The sequence below is a fragment of the Vagococcus luciliae genome, from assembly GCF_024637875.1.
In the GTDB taxonomy this organism is placed as follows: Bacteria; Bacillota; Bacilli; order Lactobacillales; family Vagococcaceae; genus Vagococcus; species Vagococcus luciliae.
In genome coordinates this window covers 1,128,299-1,147,841 of sequence record NZ_CP102451.1, presented here as the reverse complement: position 1 = coordinate 1,147,841, position 19,543 = coordinate 1,128,299, and the positions used below count along the sequence as shown (strand labels likewise).

At 32.2% G+C, this 19,543-nt stretch carries 17 protein-coding genes; 1 reads left to right on the top strand and 16 read right to left on the bottom strand.

The window, feature by feature from the left end; all coding sequences use genetic code 11:
- Positions 1-49: 49 nt before the first annotated feature.
- Positions 50-862: a hypothetical protein gene (locus G314FT_RS05660; RefSeq protein WP_257699360.1), complete on the bottom strand. Its 813-nt coding sequence runs from the start codon at positions 860-862 to the stop codon at positions 50-52.
- Between the two features lie 498 nt (positions 863-1,360).
- Between G314FT_RS05660 and apf the strand changes: the two genes are divergently transcribed.
- The gene (gene apf, locus G314FT_RS05655; protein ID WP_257699358.1) at positions 1,361-1,927 is read left to right on the top strand and encodes an aggregation-promoting factor; all 567 of its coding nucleotides are present in this window, start codon (positions 1,361-1,363) and stop codon (positions 1,925-1,927) included.
- Between the two features lie 98 nt (positions 1,928-2,025).
- Here apf and G314FT_RS05650 read toward each other — a convergent pair whose 3' ends face one another.
- The 15 genes from G314FT_RS05650 to G314FT_RS05580 all read right to left on the bottom strand — a co-directional run bounded on the left by G314FT_RS05650 (position 2,026) and on the right by G314FT_RS05580 (position 19,302).
- On the bottom strand, positions 2,026-4,482 hold the full coding sequence (locus tag G314FT_RS05650; protein ID WP_257699357.1) for a heavy metal translocating P-type ATPase: 2,457 nt from the start codon (positions 4,480-4,482) through the stop codon (positions 2,026-2,028).
- 9 nt (positions 4,483-4,491) lie between these two features.
- Positions 4,492-4,932, bottom strand: a complete 441-nt coding sequence (locus G314FT_RS05645; protein WP_257699355.1) for a CopY/TcrY family copper transport repressor — start codon at positions 4,930-4,932, stop codon at positions 4,492-4,494.
- Positions 4,933-5,026: 94 nt separating this feature from the next.
- Positions 5,027-6,805, bottom strand: a complete 1,779-nt coding sequence (locus G314FT_RS05640; RefSeq protein ID WP_257699353.1) for a sensor histidine kinase — start codon at positions 6,803-6,805, stop codon at positions 5,027-5,029.
- Positions 6,802-7,512: a response regulator transcription factor gene (locus G314FT_RS05635; RefSeq protein ID WP_257699352.1), complete on the bottom strand. Its 711-nt coding sequence runs from the start codon at positions 7,510-7,512 to the stop codon at positions 6,802-6,804. Before G314FT_RS05635 ends, G314FT_RS05640 begins: the two co-directional genes overlap by 4 nt.
- Positions 7,513-7,612: 100 nt before the next feature.
- Entirely contained in the window at positions 7,613-8,512 is a 900-nt protein-coding gene (locus G314FT_RS05630) for a phosphate ABC transporter substrate-binding protein PstS family protein (protein WP_257699350.1), read from the bottom strand.
- Positions 8,513-8,739: 227 nt separating this feature from the next.
- Positions 8,740-9,993 (bottom strand): ATP-dependent Clp protease ATP-binding subunit ClpX, encoded by a 1,254-nt coding sequence (clpX, locus tag G314FT_RS05625; protein ID WP_257699348.1) that lies wholly within the window; start codon positions 9,991-9,993, stop codon positions 8,740-8,742.
- 147 nt (positions 9,994-10,140) lie between these two features.
- A complete protein-coding gene (gene tig, locus G314FT_RS05620) occupies positions 10,141-11,424 on the bottom strand; it encodes a trigger factor (RefSeq protein ID WP_257699346.1) in 1,284 nt (427 codons plus the stop codon).
- Positions 11,425-11,532: 108 nt separating this feature from the next.
- Positions 11,533-12,474 (bottom strand): tetratricopeptide repeat protein, encoded by a 942-nt coding sequence (locus tag G314FT_RS05615; RefSeq protein ID WP_257699344.1) that lies wholly within the window; start codon positions 12,472-12,474, stop codon positions 11,533-11,535.
- 84 nt (positions 12,475-12,558) lie between these two features.
- Positions 12,559-12,792 (bottom strand): YkuJ family protein, encoded by a 234-nt coding sequence (locus G314FT_RS05610; protein WP_117973124.1) that lies wholly within the window; start codon positions 12,790-12,792, stop codon positions 12,559-12,561.
- 89 nt (positions 12,793-12,881) lie between these two features.
- A complete protein-coding gene (locus G314FT_RS05605; RefSeq protein WP_257699343.1) occupies positions 12,882-13,748 on the bottom strand; it encodes an NAD(P)-dependent oxidoreductase in 867 nt (288 codons plus the stop codon).
- A gap of 130 nt (positions 13,749-13,878) precedes the next feature.
- Complete coding sequence (locus G314FT_RS05600; RefSeq protein WP_257699341.1) at positions 13,879-14,889, bottom strand: lysylphosphatidylglycerol synthase transmembrane domain-containing protein; 1,011 nt, start codon at positions 14,887-14,889, stop codon at positions 13,879-13,881.
- An 18-nt stretch (positions 14,890-14,907) separates the two neighbouring features.
- Positions 14,908-16,113: a glycosyltransferase family 4 protein gene (locus tag G314FT_RS05595; protein WP_257699340.1), complete on the bottom strand. Its 1,206-nt coding sequence runs from the start codon at positions 16,111-16,113 to the stop codon at positions 14,908-14,910.
- Positions 16,114-17,142 (bottom strand): glycosyltransferase family 4 protein, encoded by a 1,029-nt coding sequence (locus G314FT_RS05590; RefSeq protein WP_257699338.1) that lies wholly within the window; start codon positions 17,140-17,142, stop codon positions 16,114-16,116.
- 172 nt (positions 17,143-17,314) lie between these two features.
- Positions 17,315-19,036, bottom strand: a complete 1,722-nt coding sequence (ptsP, locus tag G314FT_RS05585; RefSeq protein ID WP_257699336.1) for a phosphoenolpyruvate--protein phosphotransferase — start codon at positions 19,034-19,036, stop codon at positions 17,315-17,317.
- A complete protein-coding gene (locus G314FT_RS05580) occupies positions 19,036-19,302 on the bottom strand; it encodes a phosphocarrier protein HPr (protein WP_071456474.1) in 267 nt (88 codons plus the stop codon). Before G314FT_RS05580 ends, ptsP begins: the two co-directional genes overlap by 1 nt.
- Positions 19,303-19,543: the final 241 nt, after the last annotated feature.

Here is a 19,543-nt window from a genome sequence, read left to right as displayed (position 1 = left end):
CAAATAAAAATAACCCTTAAGTCATCTAGTATGAGTTAAGGGTTATTTTTTACACTTCTTCAGAAAAAGAAATACGATCGTGAACTTTCATAAAGTTAGGTCTAGAAAAATGTAGTCCATCATATACAGCTATTTTTTCACTTGCTTCTAACATTAAAATTGAAATTTCTCTTGTAAAGCTTTCTAATTCTTCGATGTCAAATGGTGTATAAGATAGTAGGAACTCTTTTTCTAAATGTGATAAATGAGATTTATCTCCTTCATACTGTCTCCAATCATCTGATTCATTCGGTTTTGCTCCTTTTGATAAATACCACATTGAAACTAAATGTTGTTTAATTGATAATATGATTGACTCAATATGATTTCTTTCATTTCTTCTCCATGCACGATATAAATTAAAATAATCAGCATAATACTGATTTAAGACAACATCAAATACTTCTTGTGTCACAACATAATTCATTGATTGAGATAAATGATGTAAATCAGTTAATGTGCCATCATCTTTTATAATTTCAATGTATTTATATTCAATACTTGGCTCTAACATTTCTAAAGTATAAACCATTAAATCTAACTTGATAAATGTTGCATAATGAATAATCGAATGATTATAATCAAATAATTCAACAAATAAAAAATCACCAATCGCACTAATAATATCACGTTGTTTTTCTTCTAATAATATTCCTGGTTTTAAAATAATTCGAGCATTAATATCTGAATAATAATCTTCTGTTTTATCTCCTATTGAACCACTGTAGTAAGCACCAATAATATCACTGTCTTCTTTTACTAATCTAGCAAATCTATTTTGTAATTTATCACGTTCTACTGGTAAATTAGAATCCACTAACATAATAAACAATCCTCCTTAAATATCTATTACTTACAGTATATTCAAAAAAAACCGGTTTTACAAAAGATTTTGTAGAAAAAAAAGGATTTTTCCTATTTTTTTATTTTTTCGATGGTTTTTTTAAAAGTCATTAATGTAACATCTTCTTTTTCATTAGTAACATATGTAATATAATTCCTTTTATTAATTAATCTAATAATAAAATATATTTCATAAACTATACACATACATTATGCTTATAAATATGATTATCTTTATGTTATAAAACTTTTAACAAACAATTAGTTAAATAAATCTATTGGAATCATAACTAATTTATTTAGCTAATAACGAACATCAAAATATTTCTATGTATCAACTTTTGTAATATTTTGCTTTATTTTGTTACCAAATTAAACACATTCTTTCACCTAAGAAATATTATTCAATGGTAAAGTATATCTTGTCGTTGGATAACAACGAAATAAAAACAAACATTTAAAGGAGATTTTTAATTTTATGAAATCACTAAAAACAATTATATTTGGTAGTACCTTTGCCTTAGGCTTATTATTCAGTACAACAGTACTTGCAGATTCTGTATATACAGTAAAACCTGGAGACACACTTTCATCAATTTCGACTGAATTCTTTGGTTCAAACAATAATATTGACCAAATTGCTAAAGATAATAATATCAGTAACATTAACTTGATTCACCCAGGTCAAGAGTTAACAATTAAAACAGATGGGAGAGCAACAGTTGCTCCTGCTGAAACAACTAAAGAAACAAGCCAACCAGTACAAGAACAACAAGAAGTTCAACAAGAAGTTCAACAAGAAGCATCTACATCTACTTCTGCTACAACATCTAGCGCAAAAGAATGGATTGCTCAAAAAGAATCTGGTGGAGACTATAACGCAACAAACGGTTACCATATTGGACGTTATCAATTAGACCCAAGTTACTTAAACGGTGACTATTCTCCAGCAAATCAAGAAAAAGTTGCAGATGAATATGTTGCTGGTCGTTATGGTTCATGGGAAAATGCTCAAGCATTTTGGATGAACAACGGTTGGTACTAAAAAATAGCCTCTAGAATCATACTAAAATAAAGATTAAAAAAAGAAGGAACGCAAAGTTAAAATAATTTTGCGTTCCTTCTTTTTATTTTTGCTTAGTTTTAAATCGTTTTAAATCGTTTTAAACGTAGAGCATTTAATAATACGGATACAGAGCTAAAACTCATTGCTGCTCCAGCAATCATCGGATTAAGTAATGGACCACCAAAAATATGTAAAATTCCCATAGCTACTGGAATACCTAATATATTATAGCCAAATGCCCAAAATAGATTTTCTTTAATATTTCTCATGGTTGCATCAGATAATTCTATCGCTGTTGCAACAGTTTTTAAATCCTCATTCATTAAAACAATATCTGCAGATTCAATGGCAACGTCTGTTCCATTACCAATGGCTAACCCTATATCAGCTTGTGCTAGAGCGGGTGCATCATTAATACCATCACCTACCATTCCAACTTTCCTGCCTTTTTGTTGTAGATTTTCAATTTGTTTCGCTTTATCTTCAGGCAACACCTCACTAATAACAGTATCAATTCCCACTTGTTTTGCTATCGCATGGGCTGTCAATTCATTATCCCCTGTTAACATAACGACTTGTTTTCCCAATTTTTTTAATGTGCTCACAGCCTTAATACTGCTTTCTTTTATTGGATCCGCTACAGCAATAATCCCAATAATATGTTGCTCATTCGCTACATACATAGGGGTTTTCCCTTGTGTCGCTAACTCATTAACAATGTCATTTTTTTCGTCTAATGAAATGGATTGTGCTAACATCAATCGTTTGTTTCCAATATAATAAATCTGATTATTAACACTTACCTTTATTCCTTTGCCTGGTACTGCTAAAAAATCATCAATTGTTATAAACTCTAAATATTGTTCTTTGGCTTTTTCAACAATTGCTACTCCCAAAGGATGTTCTGAATGAGTTTCTGCTGAGGCCACAAGAATGAGCAACTCCTCTTGACTTAATTGATTAAATACTAATACATCTGTCACAATCGGTTTGCCTTGTGTGATTGTCCCTGTCTTATCAAACACAATCGTATCAAGCTGATGAGCTGTTTCTAATGCTTCACCACTTTTTATCAAGATACCATTTTCGGCACCCTTACCTGTTCCAACCATAATAGCTGTTGGCGTTGCTAATCCCAATGCACATGGACATGCAATAACTAAAACGGAAATCGTAATGGTTAAAGCAAATATCCAGGATTCCTGTCCTAAAAAATACCACAACAAACCTGAAATAATTGCTAGTCCAATGACAATCGGAACAAAGACGCCTGAAACTTTATCAGCTAATTGAGCGATAGGTGCTTTAGATCCCTGTGCTTCTTCAACTAGTTTGATAATTTGTGATAATGTGGTATCTTGTCCAACTTTAGTCGCTCTAAATTTAAAACTTCCTGTTTTGTTTAAACTAGCACTTACAACACTATCCCCAGTTTTTTTCTCAACTGGAATACTTTCACCTGTAATCATTGATTCATCAATCGCACTATTGCCTGAAATAATTTCTCCATCAACCGGTATTTTCTCACCAGGACGAACAATTAATACATCTCCTAAAACAACTTCTTCAACTGGAATACTGATTTCCGCATCATTTCGAATAACTGATGCTGTCTTTGGTGCCAAATTAATCAACGTTTTAATGGCTTCTGAAGTTTTTCCTTTAGATACTGCTTCAAAATATTTTCCAAGAGTAATCAAAGTTAAAATAGTCGCAGCTGATTCATAATAAAGATTCATAGCAAAACTTTTGTCTCCCATAAATACTTGAATGGTTCCATACAAACTATAAATAGTTGCCGCGCTCGTTCCTAATGCCACTAAAGAATCCATATTAGGATGTCTTTTGACAAGTGCTTTAAATCCGACTGTAAAAAATGGCCATCCTATTGCTATCACTGGGATAGTCAATATAAATTGAGTAAGAGCAAAATTTTGTGGAAAATGCATTGGATTAATGACTGATGGCAAAGGTAAACCTATCATATGTCCCATTGATACATACAATAATGGAACTGTAAAAATAGCTGAATAAACAAATCGTTTCCACATAACTTCGATATGTTTTTCTTTATTCTCTTCTTTCGTCATTTCTTCTTCGGTGTTTATCTGTTTGTCAATCGCTTTATATCCAGCATCCCCTACTGATTGAGTAATAGCTGATTTCGTCACAACATCAGAATTGTATGATACACTCATTTCTTCTGTCGCCAAATTAACGGATACTTTTTTAACACCATCTAATCTTCCGACAACTTTTTCAACCGTACTAGAGCAGGAAGCACAACTCATTCCTTCTATATTAAATTGCTCAGTAATAAGCTGTTCCCTCACCTCATATCCAGCATCACTTACCGCTTTTGTAATATCTTCTTCAGTCAACATAGTTGTGTCATAAGTCACATCTAATTTTTCTGTCGCTAAATTAACAGTGGCCTTTTCAACCCCACTTAATTTTGACACAACTTTTTCAACCGTACTAGAACAAGATGCACAACTCATTCCTTCTACTGGTAAAATCACTCTTTTTTCCATATTTCCACCTCACTTATGACAATTACATTGACCGACAGTACAATTACAGTCAACTATTTTCGGAGCATTTATCTTTTTTTCTTTTAATAAATAGATTAACTGATCGATATCATTTTGAGAAAATTCTTCTTTTTCAATCAATTGATACAAAGCTTGCCCCTTCTTTTTTTGACAGATTTTATTCAAACCATCTACTAATATATAATTTACAGCTATCTCTTCATCCACGAGTGCTTGATAGATAAACTGTTTTCCTTGTTTTTCTGTTGATAAAAAATGCTTATCAACTAATCTAGCCAGTAACGTCTTAACTGTTGACATACTCCAATCCATTTTATCACTCAATATCTCCAACACTTGCCGACTCGTTACAACATCATTTGCCCAAATAACTTTCATTATCTCAAACTCTGCTTGCGTAATAGAAAAAGACTTCTCTTTTTGAATCATTCAGTCACACCTCTTCCTTCATTGATAAATTTACTATAACTTCATCGTCTACATTTGTCAACGACAAAACAAAAAAAGAATAGCTCGCGATTAGCTACTCTTTTAATTGTTTATTCTCATAGTTTGAAGACAGAATATCTAAATTTATTTTAACAATAACAGTGGTTCCTTCTCCTAATTCACTTACTAATTTAACCCGTCCACCAAGTATTTCTGCATAATGTTTAACAAGTGACAACCCTAACCCAGAGCCTCCATTATTTCTCTGTCTTGAATGACTCACACGATAAAACCTCTCAAATATCCATTTTTGATCTTCTTCAGAAATACCAATACCAGTGTCTTCAACTTTTAACGTTACCTCATTATTCTGTTGTGTTAAATAAATAAATATTTTACCATGCTCTTCAGAGTATTCAATAGCATTTTCTAACAAATTTTTAACAATTATTTGAAATGAATCATTAGGAATAACTAAATCTTCTCCTACTGCACTTTCAAAAGTAACAGATATATCTTTATCAAAAGCTTTGTATCGATAACGATCAATTTCATCCTCTATCACTAGATTAGGATGAACAACAAAAGAATCCATCATATAAATATCTTTTTCTGTTTTTAATAACATTAAGATTGTTTGAATTAAACTCATCAACCGTTGTGCTTCACGCTCAATAATCGTTAAAAATTCTTTACTAGCCTCTGGATCATCTTTTGCTCCTGCTAATAAGGTTTCAGAAAAACCAATAATAGATGTCGTTGGCGTTTTTAACTCATGTGATATATTACTAATAAAATCCTCATGTACTTGTTCAATTTGTCGGACTTCCGTAACATCATAAATAATCCCAACGTATTCATTATTGTCTATTGATAATTGTCGAATAACAATTTTTAAATCTTGCGTTCTTGGTTTTTCTATACGAATTTCCCCTTGAACTGCTTCTTTTGTTTCAACAGCTTGTTTAATTAACACATTTAATGTTGGCTCAGTAAACCATTCATCATACGGGGTAATCGTCCATTTTTTACGGAATATTTCTTCTATCGTCTGATTAGCTAATGTCAATTCTAGACGATCATTCAATATAAAAATACCGATATCTAAGTTCTCAAATAAAAATTGAAGTGTCTCCTCATTCTTTAACTGCTTATAATAAAGTAAATTCGTTTCTTCCATTAATTTATACACCGTTTGATAGAGTTCACGCCATTCTCCAGGCGCATCTATAACCTTTTGTTTTTTCTCAGGGTTTTGAATTGCTTGTCTTAAAATTGGTAGCATAAATTGAATTGGTTTTTTTGACTGACGATGAATGTAATATCCCATAATAAAGATTGCGACAAATAATAATGCCATGATTGTTATCACAATTCGCTGAAAATTCTCAACATATTGTGAAATACCTTGATATGTTTCTGACAGACGAATAACCCCTATTAACTGATTATTTTGGTACACTAATTTAGCAACATAAATTAACTTCTCATCAACTGTTTGACTGTCCCTAATAGAAACTCCCTCAGTTTTCCCTTCTTCTAATACCTGTTTAACTTCCGGTCGATTTTTTCTAGAACCTTTTGCCAATGACTCTTTAGATGAATCATATAAAATCATGCCTGATTCATCTAAAACGGTTAATCGTTCATGTTCTCCAACACTTCTATCAAGTTTTTCTTCATCCAATACTAATCCATTGTCTTGTACAACAAAAGGTATTAGCAAATCAATTTCCTTTGATAATTGTTTTGTTTGTTGATCAATAACATCTTTCTTAAAAAAATAGGTGGTATAATACCCACCTATTAATACTAATATAATGATTATCACAACAATCCAAACAGGATTAACTATTTTTTGTAACTTTTTCATTCCTCTGGCTCCTGAAATTTATAACCAAACCCTCTGACTGTTTTTATATATCTAGGATTTTTTGTATCGTCTTCTATTTTTTCTCTTAAATGACTAACATGAATATCAACTGTTCGAGATAAATGATACATATCGTCTTTCCAAATTGATAACATTAATTCATCACGTCCGATGATACGATTTTGTCGTTTCATAAAATAAATAAGTAATTCAAACTCTTTTTTCGTCAGAGAGATTTCCATTCCTCTTTTAAATACTTTGTAATCATTTGGATAAGCTGTGATATTACCTACATTTAAATGATTACTTCCAACACTACCTTCAGTTTCATCTGTTGTTTGAATATCCAAACGCCTCTCCACTGCCCTAAGTCTTGCAATGAGTTCTCGTGGACTAAATGGTTTAGTCACATAATCATCTGCTCCTATCTCCAGACCAACGATTTTATCAATCGTTTCATCTTTTGCTGTCAACATAATAATTGGTGTACTAATTTTCTCTTTACGCAATTTTTTTGTGACATCAAATCCGTTAATTTTAGGTAACATTAAGTCCAAAATAATGAAACTGTATTGATTAGACATAGCGTAATCAATAGCAGCTTCACCATCATGTACAACATCAACTTCAAAGTTTTCTTTTTCTAGATTATATTTTAAGAGTGTTGTAATAGATTGCTCATCATCAACTACTAAAATTCGCTTCATAATAGCTAAATGTCCCTTCCCTATCCTGTTTAGTTTGTTCCATTATACCACAAGTTAATATAAATAGATGAACACAGAATAACAATGAGCGTGGAGTCAATTATTTAATAGTTCCATCTAAGTCACGTTCAACCTTCATATCAGAAATAGCAATATAGCCTAACTTGTTCACTACATTTTTTTGTACATCATCAGATTTTATATAATCAAGAAAAGCTGTAACATTAGCATTTGCATCTTTTTTTGTATACATATGCTCATATGCCCAAATTTTCCAAGAATTATCTAATACATTTTTATCTTTTGGTTCCACATTATCAATAGAAAGGCCGATAATACTATCATCAATATAAGAAAAGGCTAAGTAACTAATAGCTCCTGGCGTTTCAGAAACGATTTTTCTGACAGTACCAGATGAATCTTGTTCCTGTCCTTTAGCCGCTTTTGCACCTCCAATTCCCCATTTTTCAAAAGTTGCACGAGTTCCGCTTCCTGATGCACGATTAATTAATTCAATTTTCTGATCTTTTCCACCTACTTCTTTCCAGTTGGTTACTTTACCAGTGAAAATATCTTTTAACTGCTCAGAAGTAAGGTTTTTAACACCTACTTCTTGATTAACAACAGGAGCCACTCCTACAACTGCTACTTTATGGTCTTCGATTTTCGACGCATCAATTCCATCTTTTTCTTCGGCGTAAACATCTGAGTTTCCAATATCAACAGCACCTGTTGATACTTGCGTTAACCCTGTTCCACTACCACCACCTTGAACTGTAATAGTATAGTTCGGATTATCAGTCATATAAATTTCTGCCACTTTTTCTACTAATGGTTGTAAAGCTGTTGATCCAACAGATGTAATATCTACTTTTTCAGTAGATTTTGCTTTTTCAGAACCACTTGACCCACTGCTACTATTAGTTGAACCACTACCACCACAGCCCACTAATGTAAATAATACGCCTACTGTAATGACAGATAATAATTTCTTTTTCATTTTTTCAAAACTCCTTAAAAGTTATTTGTTTGATTTATTTATTACACACAGAGTGTATCAAGTTTTTGTAAAATTTATAGTCTTATAAATGTAAAATGAACGTAAATCATCTAAACATAAGATTATCTTGGTTCATTTTTCAAAACAATGTAAACTTTATAACAGATATACATCAATTAAAACAAATATAACAAAAAAGAGAGTAGAATAATTCTACTCTCTTTTAATTATTTACTTTCTTGCAATTTCAATTCTGGTTCTCCATTGCCTTCAACAGCCTCTTTAGTAATAATAACTTTTTCAACATCTTCTCGGGTTGGGATTTCATACATAATTCCCATCATCACGTGTTCGATGATTGAACGAAGACCACGAGCACCTGTATCGCGTTCAATTGCTTGATTAGCAATAGCATCTAATGCTCCGGGTGTGAATTCAAGCTCCACATTATCTAGAGATAGGAGTTTCTTATACTGTTTCACTAATGCATTTTTAGGTTCAGTTAAAATTCTTACCAAATCTTCTCGGGTTAATTTTTCAAGAGATGCTGTCACTGGTAATCGTCCGATAAACTCTGGAATCAATCCGAATTTTAATAAATCTTCCGGAATAATCTGTGCCATAATACTTTTTTCTTCGTCACGTTTATTTTTATTTGTTGAACTAAATCCGATTACTTTTTCACCTAGACGTTCTTTAACGATTGTTTCAATACCGTCAAACGCTCCACCTACGATGAATAAAATTTCAGATGTATCGATTTGAATCAATTCTTGTTGTGGGTGTTTACGACCTCCTTGAGGTGGCACACTGGCTACTGTTCCCTCTAATATTTTAAGAAGAGCCTGTTGAACCCCTTCACCCGACACATCACGAGTAATAGATACATTTTCACTTTTTCTAGCAATTTTATCAATCTCATCAATATAGATAATCCCACGTTGTGCTTTTTCAACATTAAAGTCAGCTGCTTGTAATAGTTTTAAAAGAATATTTTCAACATCTTCCCCAACATATCCAGCTTCAGTTAAACTAGTTGCATCTGCAATCGCAAATGGAACGTTTAATGTTCTAGCAAGAGTTTGGGCTAAAAATGTTTTCCCAGATCCTGTTGGTCCAATCAAACAAATATTACTTTTTTGAAGTTCTACTTCATCAACTTCTTCATTTTCTTCGTCGATTGCCATTTGTTGCACTCGCTTATAATGATTATATACTGCAACAGATAAGACGATTTTGGCTCTTTCTTGTCCTATAACATATTCATTTAACACATCTAAAATTTCTTTTGGTTTTAATACATTAATTAAATCAGATACCATCTCATCTTGCATCTCTTCATCAATAATTTCTTTACATAAATCGATACATTCGTTACATATATATACTCCAGGTCCTGCGACTAATTTTTTCACTTCATCTTGTGACTTTCCACAAAATGAACAGCGAACTTCATTATTTTCACCTGTATTGTCGTACATGTTTTCCCTCCTAATTGAAAAAAGACCTATACGGCCTAATTCACCAAAAGTCTAATCATCTCGTTTATAATAACATACTATACTAGACAATGCATTAAAAAAGAAAACAAAAGACAAGGCTATATTACCTTGTCTTTCTAGTCTTTCTTATGCTTCTTCTTTAACTGTTTTAACGATAGCATCAACTGCACGTTTCATTTTGATATCATGAGTTAGCATAACATCAGATAAAGCATTTCTTACAGCTGAAGCTTCCATGTTGTATTGAGATGCTAAATCATCAATCTCAGCTTGAATGTCTTCATCTGTTACTTCAAAGTTTTCAGCTTCAACAATTGCTTCAATCACTAAGTTAGTTTTAACACGTGATTCTGCTTCGCCTTCAAATTGTTTATGTAAGTCTTCCTCAGTTGTTCCACTGATTTGATAATATAATTCAGGTGAAATACCTTGGTTTTGCATGTTTGATAAGAATTCATTCATACCACGGTGAACTTCATCATGAACCATTACTTCTGGTAATTCAACGATTTCAGCATTTTCAACTGCTTGAGAAATTGCTGCTTCCTCGATTGCAGCTTCAGCTGCTGCTTCTTTAGAAGCTACTAATTCAGCTTTGATTTTTTCTTTTAATTCTGCTAATGTTTCAACTTCATCATCAACATCTTTAGCAAATTCATCATCTAATTCAGGTAATTCTTTTGCTTTTACTTCATGAACAGTTACTTTGAAAACTGCTTCTTGACCAGCTAAATCTTCTGCTTGGTATTCTTCTGGGAAAGTTACTTTAACTTCCACTTCGTCTCCAGCTTTAGTTCCCACTAGTTGTTCTTCAAAGCCTGGAATGAATGAGTTAGAACCTAATTCTAATGAATAGTTCTCACCTTTTCCACCTTCAAAGGCCACATCATCTTTGAAACCTTCAAAGTCAATAACAACTGTGTCACCATTTTCAGCTGCTGATTCTTTAATCACTAATTCAGCTTGAGATTGTTGTTTTTGAGCTAAATTTTCTTCAACTTCTTCATCAGTGACTGAGCGGTCTTGCTTAGGAACTGTTAAGTTTTTATAATCTCCTAATTTAACTTCAGGTTTTACAACAACTTCAGCTGTGATAACCCATGGCTGACCTTTTTCCATTGATTCAACATTGATTTTTGGTTGAGCAACTGGCTCAATTCCAGCTTCTTCAATTGCTGCTTCATAAAGTTCAGGTAAAACAACGTTTAAAGCATCCTCATATAATGCTTCTTCACCATACATTTGGTTAAACATTTGGCGAGGTACTTTCCCTTTACGGAATCCTGGCACGTTTAAATCTTTCTTCACGCGATCAAACGCAGTTTTTAACCCTTTTTCAATATGTTCTGTAGAAACTTCAAACGTTAAAACACCATCGTTTGTTCCCTTTTTTTCCCATTTTGTAGACATATAATGTACCTCCAAGTTATCTATTCATTAATAGTTTTTATACTATTTCATACCATACAATCTTACACTAAACACTTTTAATTGTAAACATTTTTCACTAACAACTCACTATTTTGTCATCGTATTCATCATGATATGATCGAGTAATTGAATTTGTTGGTTGATTTTTTTAACTTCCTGATTCTCAATTATATCAAACCCAAAATAAGTTAGATAGGCTTTATTCCAACTTTTTATGTCAGTTACTATATCATCAATATAAGGATACATTATACCTAAATGCGTCTTAACAATATTTAAAACTAGAGTCTCTTGACTTGGTTGATTATTTTCCATGTATTCTGACAAATCCTTATATAAAGAATTATTTTTGACACTAGGCATTAGTCGATTCGTTTCATTAAGTTTAGCATGATGATGTAGTTGACCAAATACATCTAAAATACTGACTGTTCCTTCATACTTTAATTGCACCAATTCATCAATGACTTGAGAACGTATAAGTGGTGAAATATTTTTACTAATCAAAAATAGTTCAGATGATAACCTAAAAAAATCTACCTTAGTTAAATAATTCATTTCTTGCAATAATTCCCTTTGCTTCATAAAAGAAGCTTTTTCTATTGACTTTATTCTTAATAATCTATTCGTATAATCCGTTTTATCAACAAGCGTCCAATACTTTTGGGTTTGATTCAATATCTGTTTGAATTCCTCGCTTAAATGAGATGCTCTATCAAACTTCATTAGCCATTTTTCTAGAATCAGAAACTGCTTCCTTTTTAATAAAATATCAAAATAAAGTGGCTGTAATTCCGACTGTTCTTGATAATCATCTTCATATTCTTTCATATATATATAAGCTTCTTCTAACCGACCAACATCGATTAATGCTTTAACTAACAAATAATTCACTTCTAAAGACTGACTAGTTTCATAACTATCGTTAAAATACTGTATTGCTTTTAAATAATCACCCTGTTCACTACTCTTTTTTCCTAAATAAAGCGATCTATTTTCATTAGCTGGAAATTCTATCATCTCTCCCATCATCTTTCCTCCATCACATATTCTTATCATTCTGTTGACACTATAAAAAAAAAGCGTCACACATCAGTGCGCACTTTTTAATCGTTAGTCTTGTAATAATTCAAAAATCTCTAGAGTGACTAAATCAATGTCATCAAATTGATAGACTTCTTGAGAACCTGTTTCAGTTAATTCAAACATCTCATTGTTCCCATCAAACGTCACGATGCATCGCTCTTGTCCTTCTCTTTCAAATCGACGAACTTGTACTTCATTGTCGCTAGATTCCACCATTGCATTTAATCGTTTAATAATTGCTGCTAACTGTGAACTTTTCATAGAGCTAGCCTCCTTCGCATTTCTTCTGTTATATTGTAACAGAAACACTCCTAACATGCATTGAAAAACTGTGTCTTTTTTTAACTTTTTTAAATATCCCACCAAAGTTTAATCAAAGCTTGCGTTCCATCATCCTCAAACCCTTTGTCTACTAATGCTTGGTAAAGATTTCTTGCTTCTTTAGTTGCGGGTAAGTCAATGGACATTTTCTCAGCTTCTTCTAATGCAATGTTTAAATCCTTTAAAAAATGTTTAACAAAAAAGCCAGGCGTAAAATCCTCTTTCAAAATTCTTGGAGCATAATTGGTGAGTGACCAATTTGCTGCACTTCCTCCACCGACTGTATCAATAACTTTTTCTAAGTCTAAATCTGCTGATTTAGCATAAACAAGTAACTCAGTCATTCCTGTCATAGTGCCTGCAATCATGATTTGATTAGCCATCTTAGTATGTTGCCCACTACCAGCTTTTCCTTGTAAATTCACTTTACTACTAAACACATTTAAAATTGGTTTCACTTTATCGAAAATGGCATCATCCCCACCTACCATTGTAGTTAACGTACCATTTTTAGCTCCTAAATCACCACCAGATACTGGAGCATCGAAACTATATGCTCCTTTTTCTCTAGCTGTTTGTGAAATTTTTTGTGCTAAAGATGGCGTACTTGTTGTCATATCAATTAGTATTTTTCCTATTATATCTGCAGAAAATATACCATTTTTTCCATAATATATTTCTTCAACATCTTTTGGATAACCAACCATTGAAAAAATAATATCACTTTTATTAGTCACATCTTTTGGTGTATCTTGCCAAATAGCTCCTTCTTTGACTAATTCATCTGTCTTAGATTTCGTACGATTATACACATTTACTGTATAACCAGATGTTAATAAATGTTTAACTATTGATGCACCCATCACACCTGTTCCAATAAATCCTATTTTTTCCATGCCATTCACCTCATATAAATAATTTTGATACTCTTATTATAGGAAAAGGAAACAATTAAATAAAGTCATAGCACTTCCATGTATGTCTAAATAAAAAAACATTTAAGTCAGAAACTTAAATGTCTTAATATTATTGAGTTCTTTTTTGATGAAAAGTCAATGCAACAAGACCTAAGATAATACCTAAATAATAGGTCACCCCGCGCCATAAAAAAATAGCTAAAACTAATTTACTTTGTGATAAAGTAAACGTTCCAAATAATAAACTAAAACTGTACTCTGCACCACCAGTTCCACCAGGAATAGGAAATAGTGAAATAATCATTGTTATAAACGCATGTAAAACAACAATATGAAAAATACTGATATTATGAATACCTAGCCCGTGTAAAACAAAATAAGGAATAATATAATAAGCTACCAATTGAAGAACAGTTAATGCACTTACTTTAATCATTAAAATGGGCTGATCTCTCATATATTTACTTTCTTCATAAAAAGTATCCATTTTTTCAATCGTTCGTTGGTATAACTGATCAACTTTTTCACCTTTCTTAAATAAATAAATTCCCCTAAATACAATATTCACTAACTTTCTTGTAAAACTATACCAATACATTATCATCAATAAAGCAATAACAATCACAAAGTGAATAATAAAACTGAGCAGTATTAATAGTTTTAATTTAGATAAATTATTTGATAAATAACCATACCCACCTACCAAACAAATTAAAAAATTAATCACAATCCACACTTGATACACAACAAATTTCATCAAACTTACAGATGTTGCTACTCCAGTGTCAACACCTGACTTAGATAATGCAATAATTTGCGCTGGTTGCCCACCCGTTGAAAATGGTGTGATAGCATTAAATAAGTGTTCAATCAACGGTATTCGATAGCTTGATGTAAATCTAAAGGTGGGATTACTTCGCTTTAGCAGCACTTGAACAATTTTTGCTTCAATTCCCCAATATATTAAGATACAAGCAACTGCTGCAGCTATCCACCACCAATTTATTGTGGAAAACTCCGTAGCCATATCTTGCAAACTGACCTTTTTCATTTCAGTACCAATCACCATCAACCCTAATAAAACAGCTAAAAGTAGATACCATTTGTTTTTTTTGGTCATAGAGTTCCTCCTAACGCACTACTTTTTAAATAACTTTAATGAGTATAAATTGCTATCATCTTCATACTCCTGATGATTTTCTTCAAAATATACAAGAGCTTTTTGATAAAATTCTTCTACTCGTTTACCAAATGCTTCACTTGAGATATCATATAATTTATTTTCTAAAATAGATTGTTTTGTTGAAACATCCTTTTTAATATAATCTATTAACGTCTGTGAAAAATCTTCATTTTCAGCATATGTTACACCTAAACTTTCATCATCAAATAAGTTATCCAAATAATCATTTCCTTTTGCAACAACCTTTGTTTTTGCCGCCATTGCTTCTGTATAAGTTAATCCTTGTGTTTCAGAATCCGATGCACTAACAAAATAGTCTGCTGCTTGATAAAAAGGAGCTATGTCTTTATTAGGTATTTCACCAGTAAAAATCACTTGTTCCAACAATCCTAATTCATCTACCTGTTTTTCTAATTTAGTCTTAAACGGACCATCCCCAACTATCAATAATTTAACATTTGGAATTTCTTTCACTACTTTAGGCATACCTTTAAGCAAAGTTTGAATATTCTTTTCGTAAGATATCCGACTCACAGATAATAATAGACATGCATCATTATCAATTTTATAAGTCTCTCGTATACTCTCAATAAGCTTTTCTTCAGCAGGTTTAAATTGCGATACATCAATTCCTGTAGGAATAACAGACATTGGTCGCTCAATCCCATACTCTTTTAATTTATTAACAACTCTTTGACTTGGGCAAATAATACCAGACATATGATTAGTGTATAATTTAGATAATTGCTTAACATGAACTGGCTTTAACACTTTTCCCTTAGCAATGTAATGGAGATAATCTTCATACATAGTGTGATAAGTATGAACGACTGGAATATCTAGCGCTTTTGCTGTTTGTTTCCCTAAAATACCTACACCAAATTCTGTATGTGTATGAACAATATCTAAATCTATTTCTTTTGCAACATGATAAGCATACAACATTCCCCTAATAACGACGCGTCTATCTTTAAAAGAAATAAACGGAATACTAGGCATACGTATAATGCGTGGCTCTACTTCTTTTGCATCAGGATCTGTTGTGGTGAAAATATACACGTCATGCCCCAATTTTTCAAGTTCTTGCTTCAGCGTTTTAATAGATGTTGATACACCACTAACTTGAGGGAAATATGTATCTGTAAAAAAACCTATTTTCACTTAGTTCTCCTCCTTAGCACTTCTTTTATAATAGTCATACCAAATTTTAGCAACATTTTCTTCACTATAATACAAAGCTGATTTTTTCGACTTCTCCTTATATTCTTCTAATATTTCAGGATTATCTTTGATTTTTTTAATTGCTTCATTCATGTCAGAAATATTTGTCGTTGATATATACTGTTCATCAATAATGGCATGATATAAATCTAAATCTCTTAACATAACAGGTGTACCACAATTAAATGCTTCTAAAATACTCATTGGAAATAGTTCATTATATGATGGTAATAAAAATACATCCGCTAAGTTATACAATTTCATAATTTCTTCTCTGTCTACAATTCCAGTAAATAATAAATTTTTAGGTGGATTGTCATATATTTTTTTATAACGTTCATATCCATCTGTCATTTTTCCAAATGAAAATCCTCCCGCCCAAATAAATTGAACGTCTGGATTATCAATAGCTAACTGAACAAAATCATCAATTCCTTTTCGCTGTTGAATTTGTCCAGTTCCTAAAATAACCAGTTTTTCTTCTGAAATATGGTAATTTTTTCGCCAATTATTTTTTTCATCTATAGTCGCTTCGTAAAACTTTTTATTTGATACAAAGTTTGGAATATAAGTAATTCTCTTTTCTTTTAATCCTGCATCCACTAACTTTGGAATAAAGGTTGGATTAACAACTACTAATTGATCCATTCTCCCATAAAAACGTATAAGGTACCAATCAAATACTTTTTTAAATGGTGAAAAAAGTGTCAAACTCCCCTCAAGCGTTTCAGGTAAAAAGTGAACATATCCTATCGTTGTTCCTCTTTTCTTTTTAAAAAAAGTCGAAATAAAAAACTGTGGGTCCACAGTATGATAATGTGAAATATCTGATTGCTTAAATTTATTAATTGAAATATCAAATTCAGTTGAAAAATGTTTATTGAGCATATTAATTAATTCTATATAGGCACTTCCAACCCCTTGGCCTTTCACTTTATCAGCTGATGAAAACATATTTATCCTTAACAAAAAATCCACTCCTAATATCTACTATAATACGTAAATCCATTTCACAATACATCATACTACAGTCGCATTTTTAATACGAAATGTATACACTAGTATATATCTTAACACGTTACAATAAAAAAAAACCATAATTTACTGTATAAAAACAGTAAATTATGATTTTTAATATTAATTATTTAGTATATTCTTCAACTAAAGCAACAACTTCATCAGCTGTATCACAATCGGTAATTGCTTTTGCAGCTAATTCAGCCATTTTTTTAGAATCAAGACGACTCATTAAGCTACGAGTACGTAAAATACTTGTTGCACTCATAGAAAACTCATCTAATCCTAAACCAACTAGTAATGGCACAGCGGTTTGATCGCCAGCCATTTCCCCACACATACCAGCCCATTTTCCTTCAGCATGAGCTGAATCAATAACGTTTTTAATTAAACGTAAAATTGCAGGATTATAAGGTTGATATAAGTAAGAAACACGTTCGTTCATACGGTCTGCTGCCATTGTATATTGAATTAAATCATTTGTTCCAATACTAAAGAAATCAACTTCTTTAGCGAAGCGGTCAGCAATTACCGCCGCGGCTGGAATTTCGATCATAATACCTACTTGGATATCATCAGAAACGTCCACACCTTCAGCAACTAATTTAGCTTTTTCTTCTTCCAATAAAGCTTTAGCTTCTCTAAATTCCGCTAAAGTAGCAATCATTGGGAACATAATACGTAGATTTCCATAAACAGATGCACGTAACAATGCACGTAATTGAGTACGGAACATTTGGTCTTCTGCTAAACAAATACGAATAGCACGGTAACCTAAGAATGGGTTCATTTCTTCTGGGAATTTTAAGTAAGGTAGTTCTTTATCCCCACCAATATCCATCGTACGAACCACGACCGGTTTACCTTCCATACCTTCTAAAACAGCTTTATAGGCTTCAAATTGCTCATCTTCAGTCGGAAAATCAGGAGAATCCATGTACAAGAATTCAGTACGGTATAACCCAACTGCTTCTCCACCATGACCTAACACACCATCTAAATCTTTAGGTGTTCCAATGTTTCCAGCTAATTCAAAGTGTTTGCCATCAGCAGTTACTGTTTTAGCATGTTTCAATTTATCCCATTCAGCTTTTAATTCATTAAATGCTTTTTCTTTTGCTTTAAAATCAGCAACTTGTTCATCAGTAGGGTTGACAATAACATCACCTTCACTACCATCAACAGCTAAGATATCACCTTCAACAACATACTCAGTAATTTCTTTTGTACCTACAACAGCAGGAATCTCTAAAGAACGTGCCATGATAGCGGAATGAGATGTACGCCCCCCAATATTTGTAACAAACGCACGAACAAAATGACGATCTAATTGAGCAGTGTCACTTGGTGTTAAGTCTTCAGCAACAATAATAACTTCTTCATCAATCATTGATAAATCAGGTAATTTGACACCTAGTAAATGACTCATAATACGTTTTGTTACGTCACGAATATCAGCAGCTCTTTCTTTCATGTAAGGGTTATCTTCCATAGCCTCAAACATACCGATAAACATATCCGTTACATCTTTTAATGCAGATTCTGCATTAACTTTGTTATCTTTGATATTTCCTTCAATTGCACTGATCAATTCAGGGTCAGATAAAACCATTAAATGTGCATCAAAAACTTGTGCTTCCTCTTCACCTAAACTTTTTACCGCTTTGTCTCTAATTGCTTGCAAATCTTTAGTTGATTGACTAAGAGCATCTGAAAGACGCGCTGCTTCGGCTTCGACGTTTTCAACTGAACGTTTTTCAAATGATAAATCCGGTTCAACTAAAAGATATGCTTTAGCAACTGCAATGCCATCACTAACGGCAATACCTTTCAATTGTTTTGTCATTATTCAGATAACCCTTCTTTTTTCATTGTTTCTTCAATGGCTGCGATTGCGTCTGCTTCATCAGCACCTTCAGCTGTAATTGTCACATCAGCACCTTGTCCAACACCTAATGACATAACACCCATGATTGATTTTAAGTTTACAGATTTACCTTTGTATTCTAAATTTACATCTGAACTAAATTTACTAGCTGTTTGTACCAATAAAGTTGCTGGTCTAGCGTGAATACCTGTATCTGCTACTACGTGAAATTCTTTTTTTTCCATAATTATCTTCTCCTTTGTCATGTGAAAAATTTTTATGATGGATTATTTAATTAAATAATAACTCAAAAAAATAACCCTTTCAATGATAAAGAATACCATGTTTTTCTATTACTTACAACTTTTTTCCCATGTTCCATAAAGAACTTTAAAAACCTTTTATAAACTTTTCATCTCTATTTCAGAAAATACTGCAAGTTTATTTGAGAAATAATTTGATGTAGACACTATTTTTTCCACTTAC